The sequence below is a fragment of the Prevotella conceptionensis 9403948 genome, assembly GCF_000312305.1.
Lineage (GTDB): Bacteria > Bacteroidota > Bacteroidia > Bacteroidales > Bacteroidaceae > Prevotella > Prevotella conceptionensis.
The window spans coordinates 98,999-113,079 of record NZ_HE999443.1; the positions used below are offsets into that span (position 1 = coordinate 98,999).

At 47.1% G+C, this 14,081-nt stretch carries 8 protein-coding genes; 3 read left to right on the forward strand and 5 right to left on the reverse strand.

The window, feature by feature from the left end:
• Positions 1–514 (reverse strand): carboxypeptidase-like regulatory domain-containing protein (locus BN93_RS00335; protein ID WP_044259281.1); only part of this gene is annotated, 514 nt, incomplete at its 3' end.
• 885 nt (positions 515–1,399) lie between these two features.
• Here BN93_RS00335 and BN93_RS17250 point away from each other — a divergent pair.
• Positions 1,400–1,546, forward strand: a complete 147-nt coding sequence (locus BN93_RS17250; RefSeq protein WP_019186362.1) for a hypothetical protein — start codon at positions 1,400–1,402, stop codon at positions 1,544–1,546.
• 751 nt (positions 1,547–2,297) lie between these two features.
• On the opposite strand, the gene BN93_RS00340 is transcribed toward BN93_RS17250, so the two are convergent.
• Positions 2,298–3,614 carry a Fic family protein gene (locus BN93_RS00340; RefSeq protein ID WP_019186363.1) on the reverse strand — a complete coding sequence of 439 codons (1,317 nt, stop codon included), beginning with the start codon at positions 3,612–3,614 and terminating at the stop codon, positions 2,298–2,300.
• 556 nt (positions 3,615–4,170) lie between these two features.
• On the opposite strand from BN93_RS00340, the gene BN93_RS00350 reads away from it, so the two are divergent.
• Together BN93_RS00350 and BN93_RS00355 are read left to right on the forward strand one after the other, a co-directional pair.
• The gene (locus BN93_RS00350; protein ID WP_019186365.1) at positions 4,171–5,460 is read left to right on the forward strand and encodes an L-cysteine desulfidase family protein; all 1,290 of its coding nucleotides are present in this window, start codon (positions 4,171–4,173) and stop codon (positions 5,458–5,460) included.
• Positions 5,461–5,550: 90 nt separating this feature from the next.
• A complete protein-coding gene (locus BN93_RS00355; RefSeq protein WP_044259283.1) occupies positions 5,551–7,614 on the forward strand; it encodes a protein-disulfide reductase DsbD family protein in 2,064 nt (687 codons plus the stop codon).
• Positions 7,615–8,056: 442 nt separating this feature from the next.
• On the opposite strand, the gene BN93_RS00360 is transcribed toward BN93_RS00355, so the two are convergent.
• The 3 genes from BN93_RS00360 to BN93_RS00365 all read right to left on the reverse strand — a co-directional run bounded on the left by BN93_RS00360 (position 8,057) and on the right by BN93_RS00365 (position 14,008).
• Positions 8,057–9,625, reverse strand: coding sequence for a hypothetical protein (locus BN93_RS00360; RefSeq protein ID WP_044259285.1), 1,569 nt, complete (start codon positions 9,623–9,625; stop codon positions 8,057–8,059).
• 302 nt (positions 9,626–9,927) lie between these two features.
• A complete protein-coding gene (locus BN93_RS17845) occupies positions 9,928–10,101 on the reverse strand; it encodes a hypothetical protein (protein ID WP_168166888.1) in 174 nt (57 codons plus the stop codon).
• An 889-nt stretch (positions 10,102–10,990) separates the two neighbouring features.
• On the reverse strand, positions 10,991–14,008 hold the full coding sequence (locus BN93_RS00365) for an endo-beta-N-acetylglucosaminidase (protein ID WP_019186370.1): 3,018 nt from the start codon (positions 14,006–14,008) through the stop codon (positions 10,991–10,993).
• Between the last annotated feature and the right edge of the window lie 73 nt (positions 14,009–14,081).

Consider the following 14,081-nt stretch of genomic DNA (forward strand, 5'->3'; position numbering starts at 1 on the left):
CCGGTTGGAAGTTAAGTCCTTGCACCAATGTCGTTGAATGGGTAGACTCGAACAGCTTCGTGTCCAGAACATTCACGATAACGGGCGACTCGCGCCTAAGCGTTAGGCTGCGATTGGCCGAAACAACCACCTCGTCTAGCGCAATTTCGTCGGGTGCTAACTCAAAGTTCGTCTCGGTGGTATAGTTTCTTTCGGTGGTAACCTCCTGTCTAAGGGCGCGGTACCCCGCAGAGCGTACCTCGATTTTCACCTTTCCCACGGGCAGGTTTTTCAGCGAGTAATGACCATCGGCATCGGTAGTGGTGGTTATCACCGTGCCTACAACCAGTACGCTGGCGTGCGACAAGGGCTGCTGTGTCTTGCTGTCTACCACGCTGCCTTTTATGTTGGCATCCGTTTTTTCTTTCACTTCGTTTTCTGCCCGCACGCCGATGGGAATGCTTAGGGCGAATGTTGCGCATAGTGCGAACATCATTTTAAAGAATTGTTTTCTTACTGTTCTTTTCTTTTTCATTTTACATCGTTTTTTAAAAGGCATGTTCTGTAAACCTTCCGCTTAAATATAATTCACCCTGTCGGGGTTCTTATCGTTCCTCGAAAAGTTTTAGAGCTCGCCTTTAGATTTGTTAATGCGAAGTTACGGCTTTGTTGTGATGTGCGCAATACCTAGAAGTTGGGAAAAGAGGTGCAAAAGTGAAAGGGTGAAAAGGTGAAAAGGTGAAAAGATGGCTGCGCCCTTTAAAAGGTGAAAGGGTGAAAAGGTGAAAAGATGGCTGCGCCCTTTAAAAGTGAAAAAGTGAAAGGGTGAAAAGGTGAAAAGGTGAAAAAATGGCTTCGCCAATTAACTTGTAAACCGGTCAATTCGTTAACTTCTCAACTCGTCAACTAACATCTTGTTAACTTGTTAACCTGTCAACTCGTTAACTGAAAAGCCTCTCGTTAACTCGTCAACTGCTCTATCTCTCGCGGATTTATTTTGTTTTGTCCACTTTTCAGTATGGAATTTAACACAAAGAGTGCCCTTTTTATCCACCAACAGCTCACTCGGTCGCAAAAAATCGATTCTCGCGAGGGTTTGTTTTGATGCAACTAAGGGCTGATCTGTGGATGGGGCAAAATGAATATTTATTACAGGTAACTGCCATTTGCACCCGTTTTCTAGGTGTTTACTGCTATGTTTTCTGCAATATGCCGCTAAACGCAACGCGTTTTGGTGCTAATTGCAGTGCGTTTTGGTGCTAAATGCAACGCGTTTTGGTGCTAAACGCAATGCGTTTTGATGCTAAACGCAAGGTGTTTTGGTGCAAAATGCAGTGCATTTTGGTGCTAAATGCGAGGTAAAAAGCATAAAGATACGCCGTAAATGGCATAAATATAATCCTTTCGAGACATTAAAATCATGGCTGAAAAGGGCAAAATAACCATTGTTTGGTGGCTTTTTAGTGGCAAAAAGCAGGTTTTTGGGCACGAAAAAATAGCGAGTGGGCAACCATCTAGAAAGCTAAAATGGTGCAAAATGCAGGCTGTTTTCTTAAAAACGGACTAAAACCGAGAGCCGTAAGGCTGCAAATAGTGGCTAATTGCCTACTAAATGGGCTTTATTTTTGCTAGAATGGGCTGGCGGACAGGGTGTGTTTTGTAAAACAATCGCACTGCTTTTAACTTTTTGGTTTGGTAAGTTGGTGAGGTTTTCCATTTGTTAGCCAAACAGAATGGTTTTAGTTGGCGGCCGATGCAGGGATGGGTTTGCGGTTTTTTCCATTTGTTGGCCAAACAGAATTGTTTCTGGAAAATGGTTGTTAGCAGATGTGCAGATGCGCATAGCGTGGCATCAACATACCCCTACGCAGGGTAAAGGAACACTTTGGTTTGTTTACGGTATATCTATCGCTTTGCAAATCCAGTTCTGTTTGGCTTTCCAAATCCCATTCTATTTGACTATAAACGAAGTATAAGTGATGAGAAATGCCCATTTGTTTCAGGCATTCAAACTTTTAGGACTTAGTTGTCCTTGCCATCAAATATGGGCAAACCCCAACAATATGCTGTGTTTTGCACCGCAAGGATGGGGATAGGCGCGCGGTAACTCTGCCACAAAAACGTTCCAATCCTTTCCAATTTGGATAGAATTGGAAAGGATTGGAACGTTTGTTGATGACCGAGAGGCAGTTGGGTTTAGCCTTTTTTGATGGGGGAATAAGCACTTTTTGATTGGGGAACAAGCACTTTGCGCATTGTGAAACACATGCAGCCACTGGCATTAGTGCATAACGGCCAGCAGCGTAGAACAGGGTATGTCAAGCATTTAGTTGTTTTATCACCTCTTCAAAACCCTCACTTCGCACATATCCCTTTTTCACTTTGTTAAACGCAAACTCGCTGACAAGCCCGCGGCTAACAAGGGCCATGATGTCGGTTTTAGCGGTTGTAGGCGTAACCAAGAACCTATTTTGCAACTCTTTAATGGTAAGCACCGCCTTGGGATTATCTACAAGCAGCTGTATTATTTGCGCCTGCCGCTCGTTGATGTCGCCCAGTCGCAGGTAAGTGTTGGCGGCAAGGTGCTCTTTCTGCTTTCGTTTGATGTAGGTTTGCAACTCGCGGAACGCTTGTTGCAACACACGCATGTTGTAAGCAACGAAGTAGCCCATGTCGTTTTCATCGGCCTCGGTGTAAAGGAAGGCCTTTTCGTAGGCCGTTTTTGAACGTGCTATCACGCGCGAAATAGACAAATATTGCGTGAGCCAATAGCCACGCCTCAGCAAGTACCAATAAAACAAGGCACGTGCTGTGCGCCCATTGCCATCGACAAAGGGGTGAACGTAGGCCAACATGAAATGAATGATAATGCCCCTTATCAGCGGGTGGATGAAAACAGACTGCTCTTCGTCGTTGAAAAAGCTACATAACTGGGCAACAAAGGGTTCTATATCCTGGTGAGAGGGCGGCCGATGCACCACTTCGTGCGTTATACCATCTGCCACTACCACCTCATCATTGGTTCTAAACCTGCCCGCGTCCTCATCGTTGCTCAGTGTCTTCTCCGTCATCAGCCTGTGCACGTGTTGCAAAAGCTCCGGGGTAAGCGGCTTGTCCTTGCTCTGCACAATAAATTGTATGGTTTGATAGTTGTTGGCAATCATCTGTTGCGCCTTGTCTTTGGGCCTTGTTTGCTTACGTAGCATTTCTTTTGCCACACGGCGCGTGGTGTTGGCACCCTCCATCTGACTTGACGAGATGGCCTCTTCCATGAGCGAACTCACCAAATAACGTTCGTTTGTTTCGGGCGGCAGCTTGTCGTCGGCCATCCACGTACCGCCAAAATCCATGTCGAACTCGTGGCATATACGTTGCATGTGGCTTGTAAGACTTAGCGTAATGGCATAGCTGGGCCATACGCACAGCTTGTTTCGCAGGCGCGATGCTTTGGTGTAGAGCCACAGCTTTTGGGGCGTACAGCCCTTGGGTAGCGGCTTATACTTCGCCGTGTCCCAATATTCGTACTCCTCGTTTATCTTCTCAACAAGGGCGATAAGGCCTTTGTCTTGCACTTCGAGCAAAGCTTTTACACAGTCTTTGAGGCTCGCTTGCGGTGGTAATTCTATTTTGCCCATAGTCTATTTGCCTTTAAACGTCATTACAAAGTTATGCAATTCTTTCCAATATCGCAAGGATTGGAAAGAATTGGAGCGTTTGCTGACAAACTAAAAGGCGATGGTTGGGCACAAGGAATGCGGCGATTTGGCCGAAAGGGTACACCTTATTATATAGGCAAATGGTGGGGCGTGGGGCAAGTTTTTGCCTGCGTGGCAAACTTGATGGTACGAATGGGATGGTAAGCGGAAAAACATTAGACTGTTTTCGCCAGTTAAAAAGACCGCGAGATGTGGGCTAAAACATGTTGGAATGTTAAAAAATAGCCCTTTTAGGGCTTGCTTTTGCATTTCTATAAAAAAATATTCGGTTGGTTGATTGTTTTAAGTAAATTCTACTAACTTTGCATGCGTTAGTGTTCCTCTTGTGCGAGTGGTGTGTTTAGGCATAGATTTTGCACAAAATGAAGGAGGGCATGGCAAACAAATCGCTGGCTGCGGGCAACTAGTCCACGGCTAAATAAAAGCATCAAATTATTCTACAACACCGTAAACAAAAACAACCGACAAACTTACCATGCTATCAGAAAACGACAGGAAAGCCATTCTTGAGCTTATACATCGGCAGGTGGTGCCTGCCATTGGATGTACTGAGCCTATCGCTGTTGCACTATGCGCGGCGAAGGCTAAGGAACTTTTGGCACAAATGCCCGAAAGAATTGACGTGCGACTGAGTGCCAACGTACTTAAAAACGCTATGGGCGTGGGTATCCCTGGCACGGGGATGATTGGCTTGCCTATCGCCATCGCCTTGGGCGTTCTTATCGGCGACAGCGAAAAACAACTGGAAGTCCTTAAAGGTTGTACGCCCGAGAGCGTTAAACAGGGTAAGAAGCTGATTGCCGAAAACCGCATCGACATTAAGTTGGAGGAGGAAGACAAAGACAAACTCTTTATCAACATTACCTGCACCTGCGGCGACGAAGTGGCCGAGGCTCGCATCAAGGGGTCGCATACCAACTTTGTTTACCTGCGCAAAAACGACAAGGTGCTGCTAGACAAGGCCGCTTGTAGCGCAGAAACGGTGGCCAAAACAGACGTGGAACTGTCTATGCGCAAGGTGTACGAGTTTGCAACGGAGTCGCCTCTGGACGAATTGCGCTTTATTCTTGAGGCTAAAAAGCTTAACGAGAATGCCTCGCGCTGCGGATTGGAGGACAATTATGGCCACCAATTGGGCAAAACGATGTGCAGTCCGCTGGGTCGTGGCGTGCTGGGCGACAGCATGTTTGCGCACATTCTCTCGGCAACCGGCGGTGCATGCGATGCGCGTATGGCAGGAGCGATGGTTCCGGTGATGAGTAACAGCGGCAGCGGCAACCAAGGAATTTGCACAACGGTGCCCGTAACAACGTTCGCACGCGAAAACCACAATACCGAAGAGGAGCTTATCAGGGCGCTAATTATTAGCAACCTGACGGCCATATACATCAAACAGCACCTCGGAACGCTGTCGGCCCTGTGCGGATGCGTGGTGGCCAGCACGGGAAGCAGCTGCGGAATAACCTACCTGATGGGCGGAACGTTTGAGCAGATATGCTATTCGGTAAAGAATATGATTGCCAACCTAACGGGTATGATATGCGATGGAGCCAAGCCTTCGTGCGCATTGAAACTCTCGTCGGGCGTTAGTACGGCCGTGCTGAGCGCGATGTTGGCCATGCAACACAAGTATGTTACATCTGTTGAGGGCATTATCGACGACGATGTGGACCTTTCGATACGAAACCTAGCCGCCATTGGAAGTCGAGGAATGGACGAAACAGATAAGTATGTGCTAGACATTATGACACACAAATCGTGTTAACTAGAAAACTTGTCGACCTGTTTACTGGTCAACTCGTTAACTTGTAAACTCGTCAACTAAAATAACAACAAAATCAAAACCCCACCAAATATGAAGAAAATTAGATTGGCCTTACTGACGGCTTTACTTGCCGTCTTCGCGTTGGGGGCATCGGCACAGATGCAAAACCCCGTACATGTAAGCGTACAGCAGAAACAGGTTTCGCCCACCGAGGTGGACGTTATCTTCACTGCAAAGATTGATAATGGCTGGCATGTCTACTCAACAGGCCTGCCTAGTGGTGGCCCGATTTCGGCAACCATTACCACAGAGAAGGCAGAAGGTGCACAAGCAGCAGGTAAACTGCAAGCCAAAGGCAAGGAGATTAGCAACTACGACAAGCTGTTTGAGATGAAGTTGCGCTACTTTGAAAATGCTGTTACCTTTGTGCAGAAATACAAAATAACCGGAAAAACCTATCGCATAAAAGGTTATCTGGAATACGGAGCATGCAACGACCAAAACTGCTTGCCGCCAACACAGGTGGAATTCGACTTTAAGGGCAATGGTCCGGCCAACGCTCCCGAGGCGAAAGAAACCAAAACGCCTGCACAACTGGCCAAAGAAAAGGCCGACTCGCTGGCTGCTCTGGCTGCCGCCAACGCTAATAATGCAACGACCGATACCGCCAAAACAGCCGCTGCTGCCGTTAACGGGGGCGGAAACAATGTGGAGCAAGACGGACTTTGGGCACCCGTTGTGGCCGAATTGCAAGCCTATAACGGCGACCAAGGCAAACAGGACAACTCTATGCTGTACATCTTTGCTATGGGTTTCATCGGCGGACTGCTCGCACTTTTCACCCCTTGCGTGTGGCCCATTATCCCCATGACGGTAAGTTTTTTTCTCAAACGCTCACAAAATAAGGCAAAGGGCATTCGCGATGCCCTCACTTATGGCGTGAGCATCATCGTTATCTACGTGGCATTGGGCTTGGCGGTCACCGCCGCCTTTGGTCCTTCGGCCCTCAACTCGTTGTCAACGAATGCCGTTTTCAACATCTTCTTCTGCTTGTTGCTTGTTGTTTTCGCCCTTTCGTTCTTCGGATGGTTCGAAATACGCCTGCCCGACAAGTGGGGTAACGCCGTAGACAGCAAGGCATCGTCTACCAGTGGCGTGCTCAGCATCTTCCTTATGGCCTTCACCCTTTCGCTGGTGTCGTTCTCTTGCACGGGTCCCATCATTGGTTTCTTGCTCGTTCAGGTGTCTACATCGGGCAGCATCATGGGTCCTGGCATAGGAATGTTAGGCTTTGCAGTGGCATTGGCCCTGCCTTTTACGCTGTTTGCCCTCTTCCCAACGTGGCTGAAAAAAGCGCCGAAGTCGGGTAGCTGGATGAACATCATCAAGGTTGTGCTGGGCTTTATCGAGCTGGCGTTCGCCTTAAAGTTCTTCTCTGTGGCCGACTTGGCTTATGGATGGCACTTGCTAGACCGCGAAGTGTTCCTCTCGATATGGATTGCGCTGTTCTTCATGCTCGGCCTTTACCTCATCGGACGTTTGAAATTCGCCAGCGACCAAGGAAGTTCCGAGGCTATGCCCGTACCCTGCGTGATGCTCGGTTTGGTGTCGTTCGCCTTCGCCGTTTACATGATACCAGGCCTTTGGGGTGCTCCTTGCAAGGCTGTTAGCGCCTTTGCGCCACCTATGAACACGCAGGACTTTAACCTATACCATAACGAAGTGCGCGCGCAATACGACAGTTACGAAGAAGGAATGGCCGCCGCTGCCGCACAAGGCAAGCCGGTGCTTATCGACTTTACGGGCTTTGGCTGCGTAAATTGCCGTAAGATGGAGGCCGCCGTGTGGACAGACCCGCAGGTGGCAGACAAGCTTACGAAGGAGTATGTGCTGATTTCGCTATACGTTGACGACAAGAAACCGCTGCCCGAACCCGTAGAAGTAACCGAGAACGGACAGAAACGAACGCTCCGCACCATCGGCGACAAGTGGAGTTATCTGCAACGTAGCAAGTTCGGAGCTAACGCTCAGCCCTTCTATGTGGCCATCGACAACGCAGGAAAACCGCTGGCTAGGTCGTATAGTTACGACGAGGACATCGCGCATTACATGGATTTCCTGAACCAAGGACTAGATAACTTTAAGAAGAAATAGGCTGTTGCGGGTGTAAAACCGGCACGTTGCGGCTTTAATACCGATAGGGAGAACGACAACTAAATCGTTCTCCCTATCGCATTTATAGCCAACTTCACGGCTTACGTCCAAGTTAACCATTGTTTCCAGCCCACGATCAGGACTTATTTTCCCGCGCCACTCCTTATATATATATACGTGCGCGCGAGGGAAGGCTTGAAGTTCTCCTTGCCATTAGAGCCGTTCTGCAACAGAGATTGCAGTATATCCGAGCGTACACTAATGCAAAGTGGGCGAACATTACGGCCAATCCACAAAAAAAAGATTGTCGCCTATCTCACTCGGAGGTAGGCGACAATGCTTTGTATGTGTTCTTTTTGCTAATGTGTCTCTTTAACGGGCAATTCCACAAAGAATATCGACATTCATTATAGAAATACCTTATCGAATAACCTTCTTCCCGTTACCATTTCAGGTCTACGGCAAAGCCGCTGAAACGGAAGTTGCTTCCAAGAGAGATTGAACTTGGATTGAACGTTAAGCTGAATGCACGTTGCGCATCAGCTTTCAGACAAGTGGCCGACCAGTAATAGCCAAGGTAAGTAATGAACTGCATCTTTCCTTCTACATAGAAGCCTTTGGCTGGGAGGTAGAAGTAATCAGATATCTCAGACTTAGTAGGACGTTCTTTAACTATATTGTTGTTAATGAAAGAGTAATCCGCGAATGTGGCAGTGGACTGACGATAATCAATACCATTGTAACTTGCGTACATATTCTGAGTAGTCGTATGGTTCTCTCGTGCGATAACGTCTTGTTTCTTCAACCACATTCCACCCTTATAAAGATGTCCGAACAAGGTCCATAGCTCAGCAGCATCCCAGTGTGGGGCTCCTTTTTGCACATACCATATTACTTGGTTCACCGAGGCGCATTGAGTTGCGCTGTTTGAAGCCCAGTTAGCACCGCCCGCAGGTGAGTTAAACCAACTATCAGGAGAGTCTGCTTGACTTTTTGGGAAATTTGTGGTTGATGCGCCGCTAACCTTTGGTTGGCTGCTTTCCCTATTATACCAATAATGTTTCTTTGCGTCCCACATGAAGTACTCGCCCGACACGTCCGCAGGGTTAAGGTTGGCTGTAATGTCGTATATCTTGCCAGCTTCGCAAGTAATGTCAATGTACTTGGTTACAGTTCCTACAATTCTACCATTTGGATTGTCCACCATGTTCTCGAGCCAGTAACGAACAGTGAGGTGATGCGTTCCAGGAGGGATAACCACATAGGCGCCATTGGTGGCAAGGCTTGTGTTTTCGTTGGTGAGATCGAAACCATTGCCTGTTACAAGTGTTATCTTCTTTGAGCCATTTGCCACGGGTAGGGCACTCAACGAACCGTTAGAGAAGTCGAACGTTCCTGCAATGTCGCTTTCGGCCACCACCTCGATGCTAGTAAGTTTACTTCGTTTTACGAAAGCATTTGTTGTACGGGGCAAGAAACAGAGATAGCTTGCCTTGTGGTTTAGCTTAAACTTAAAAGAATTGCCATTGCCTGATGCCGTAGCAACACCGCAGTCGCCCGATGACCCGGCATGACTAAAATCGTTGGCGGCTGTTTGATTTTGTTTAGCGGCAATTGTCACCTTGTCGCCGGAAGTACCATTAGAACCGGTGTAATGCACGGTACAACCGTTAGCAAATGTTCCCGAAACAGGGAACACACCATCTGTCATGGCAGAATTAAACGTACCATCATTGCTCTGTTTAAAGTCACCGTTAGTGTCTTTTACCCAGATTTTATCGCCTGTCGACCAATAGGGAGTTGCTCCTTGTCCTAGGGCATGCTTAATTGTGGTGCGCGAAGTAGGACTTACTTGAGCCATGTTACGCTCGCTTGTAAACGTCACCACAGGTGCGTTTGTGGCGTTTTGGCCCTGTTTATTCTCGTCTTGCGCCACGTCTTCATTGGCGCAGCTTGCAAAGGCTGTTACTGTTAACAGCAATGCAGCATGTAGTAAATGTCTGTATTTCATTTCCTGTTGTTATACTGTTTGGTAGAATGGCGAGAGGAAATCGCGTTAACGCTGATTTCTTCTTAGCCATACGAGGACTAACGAGCGTGAAAGCCCGTCTAGTTGCAGTCTAGTTAATGGGTTAACGAGTTGGCATGCCTACCGTTCTCGCCACTCATGGCCTTAAAAGCAAGTGAAATAACAGGCTCGAAAAGCGCATGCACCCCAAAAAACAATGGTTTTTGAAGTAAATCTACCCAAAGCTTGGGTTTACTTATACTTCCTTTCGTTCAATCTTGTAATAATACTCCGAAGCACACTGCCTATTCTTCGTCTTCGTCCATGAAGAGTCCTTGCTTAGCGTCGCCATAGTTTCCTCCTTGTCCGATAGGTTTATGGTTCCCGCTTGCTTGTTGCATCAGGTTCTCCATTTCTACACCTACAATCTCAACTCTTGGGCATAGATACGCTTGTTTCCTAAATACTTCTTGTTTCATAATCGGCTTATTCTAATGATTAATTACCTGTCTCATCTTTCGCCAGCTTACAGAGAAGGCGGTGGAAAATGAACAATGGGCTCGTTGTAAAAACTTACTTTAATAGGGGGCACGCAAAGTTATCCTTTGTATATGTTCTAAAAAATCATCCGAGATGATTTACATCGCGCTGCTTGTGCGCCAACAACACATCTGATTTAAAATGAGATGAGATGTTATGAGTGAAAGAACAGACATGTTCCACACTCTGTCTACGCACTTGCTCATTGTAAGAGAATGCTAATAAGATTCACAACTCTCCACTAAATTATGTTAAACTGCGGTGCAAAGTTATGAGAAAAGGATAAAACATACAAGAAATGGCACTCTTTTCTTATTCTCGCGCTTGTTTAATTGATATTCCTCAATTGATTGATAATTCTCCATTAACCAAACACGCCATCCTTAACTGGTCTAAAAGATGCTGTCGACAGCCATGCCAATACTGTAAGCTATTGTTAGCTACTTACAATGCGGATGTTGTTCATGATTTGGGCTACGCCTAGAATAATCAAGCGTTACATCCACATCCTCTTGTAAATAGATGAAAAAAACTGTCTTGACTTTTAATGTTTCTATATGTTGGGAGGAGTTTATTATCTTTGTGATGCCAATACAAGATAAGCACTCCTTTCATGTACGAAGTGCCTGGCAAATCAACTCACTGGCTTATAATCTCACGAAAACCCAACAACTCCCAAGTACATCAACTCATCGGCTTACAAACTCAAGAATTCATAAACATATAAGGCAAGCCATTATCAGAAAGGAAATCACCCTGTCGTTTCCATACAGAAGACAACAGGGTGAAAGCAAAAACTACACGATGCTTATACAAGGAGCAGTAAGCCTACTTAATCGTTACTTTCTCTACACGAACAATGTTCTTGTTCTTCATCTTCACAAGATAAACTCCCTTGTGTAGCATACTGACGTCAAACGAACTTGGCTTATGCAAGGTGTTAACCAATGTACCATCTACTGCAAATATCCATGCCTGTTCAACATGGCCAAATTCCATGCGTTGACCGTCTATCTGCAAGGTGGAAACTTCTGCTGCGGCATTGGTAATGCTATTGGTTATATCAAGTCCTTCGGGCTGTTCGGCCTGTCCCTCATCCCAATTGCCCGACTTATCTGACCGCGAGGTATTAGTACCCTCTATCATTACGCCAAGGTCGATGGCAAAGCCTTTGTTAAACTTACCCACAGGCTGCAATGCCCCTTCAAACCAAGCGTCGGAGAAAACAATGCGCAAACGGCTTCTACCCACGCGAGCATCCTTGGGTATGGTGAACGTTTTTTCTTGCAATGCCTGTACGTTATATATCGTAGAACTCTTATACTTACCCACATTGAACAAACATTCGCCTTCATTGGGATTGTCGGCCAGAAGGTCGCCGTTGAAAACATGGTCGCCATTAAGGTCTAACCAACCTTTACCCAAACAATAGCGCAAGTCGTCTGTGGTGTTGTCGGCATAACTGGTGGCCTCGTATCCTTTAAACTTTATTTTTACGGTCTGGCCTTGTTTCACTCGCCATACAAGATGTGTTGCATCAACATAGTTTTTTCCACCAACAGGTTTGCTGGCATTGTATTCAATGTCTTGTAAACCACCTTCTGTTTTAACCACAGTCAGGAATCTCACTTTCTGAGCAGTTGCCACCCCGTCTGCTGCCATATCCAGTTCAACAGTGCCATAATCTTCTTCGGGCAAGTCGGGTAACAATTCTTGCTTTGCTCTTGTAATAGGCTGCCAAACAACGGGCGAATAGGTTTTCAGGTCGGTACTAACCGCTCTTACCCCAACGAAGGGTGCATCGCCTGCGTTAGGCAGCTCGATGTCGCCTACAAACGTTGCCCATTGCGTTGTGCGTGCAATCTCGCTAGCCTTACCTTTTTCACCATTTTTATACAGCAACTCAAAGTGGTCGATGTTTGCATCTGCATTCGTTAGCACGCGTTGTCCGTCTTCGCCAGCAATTGTCCATGCAGCCTTCACCGATAAACTTTTCTTTGTTTCTTCTTTAACCTGAACGGTAAAGTCTTCAACAGGTTTAGGTTCAGCCTTAAAGTCGTCGGCAAGGAGAAGCTTGCCCACATACATTTTATAGTTAGCGTCGCTATTCTTCACGCGTAAGCCAATTCGGTCTATTACATCGCCCGAATTAATGCCAGTAAGTGGGATGCGTTTCTCTTCCCATTGCTTGGTGGCAACATCTCCCACGGCAAACTCTTTCCACGCAGGGTTGCCCTTAACGCGCACCAGCAAGTAGAGATTAGAAGCCTGCTCTGCACCCTTGCCATTCTTTATGGCAACGCTGGCGTAAATGTTTCCTTTGGTGCCCTGTATGGCTGTTTTGTAAAGCACCACATCTGTCTGCGCAGCCGCCTGTTTGCCTGTAAGCATTAGGCACGAGCCACCCATGTACGCGTCGGTATTGGTAAATTCTGGCTGTACTGCGGTGCTTACATTAGTAGAGCCACCTTCGTAAACCAACCATCTATACGTAGGCACGATGTCTTGATTGGCCATGTTGTACCATGCTCCGCCCGTTTTCTTCCCCTTATAGCAATAACGCTCGCCGTTGCCAAGGTTGAAGTAGGTGGCAAACGGCAGGTTTCCGCCAATGGCAGAACGTTCAGGAATCCACGTGGCCAGGCCAGCAAAGGTAGACAAGGGCGGTGTTGAACCGCTCCAACGCAGGTTATTGCCTTGGTCGGCCACGGCAGGACGTTTAGCAGGATTGCGATAACCGCCAGAGAAGGCTCGTTCGAGCAACATTTGGTAATTGCTCATCAGGTCGTGTGGCCCTTTCCCTGAGTTATACGACCAGAACCGGCTTTGGTCGTGTTCGCCCCAAAGGGCAATGCCGCAACGTTTGGTAACTTCGTCGTTCGACAAGTGGCTCCAGTTCTTATCCATGCCAACCAGCCATCCCCCGGCATAAAGGCCTTTGCTAGTTTTCATCACCGACTCGGCCATCATCACCGACTGGCGCATGTTATAAGTAAAGCCCGACCCCGAATAATTAAGCATCAATTCGGCCGTGCGCTTGCCATTAGAGCCGAAAAGTGCGGGGGCATCCCAACTGCCTAAGGTAGAATTGACGGTGTAAATCATAATGTGAAAGTTGTCGAAACCTTCCTTTTGGGCTATTGCATATAGTTCGCGATGGAAGTTCACTACATCCCCATTGCTGTAGCCCATTGCCTCCCAGTTGTAGTTAATGCCGTCCATACCCAGATAGCGCAACAAGTTAATGAGAGGTTGGGCATATTTGTAGGTTTGGTCTGACTTTTTCTGGCTCAACAATGCAATCCATGCGCGTGGATTTCCGCTCTTGCTGTCGAAGAACTTCATTCCGCTAAGGATGTCGGTACCATTTTTATGGGCTGCATCGGCCCACGCCCCGGGAGCTTGAAACAAGGAATGGTTCCACGAGCCCCATAGGTTGGTGTAATTCCAGAATGAGAAGTTGTCGCTGGCAAAACTCTTCGAAGGATAGCCGCCAATACCTTTACCCACGGCCATTGGCAGGTTAAGAAACAGTTCGCGTTCGGCATAAGTGCTGGGTATAAGTCGGTCGGCATTGTCAATAAGCTTTCGCTTGGCCACATGCGAGCGCACAAATTGCAGTTCCTCGTAAATGCCAGCCGCTTTCAATTCGGCCACAGTGGGATATTTGCGTCCATTCTCTTGGGCTGTTACAAAAAGGTCGAGCAAGAGTTTCTCATCAAACTTGGAGAAATCGTAAATGTCTGTCGAGGCAGTTTTTGACAGCTGCCGTGCAAAGCCACTACTGGGCGATGAAGCCAAAAGCGCGGCTAAGGTCAACGATGCTAATACATGGTTTCGTTTCATTTATGTGATGTTTTTAAAATGTTATTAGTGTGCATACATTGCGGATAGCATGCAAGGCTGAAATAAGAAAGGG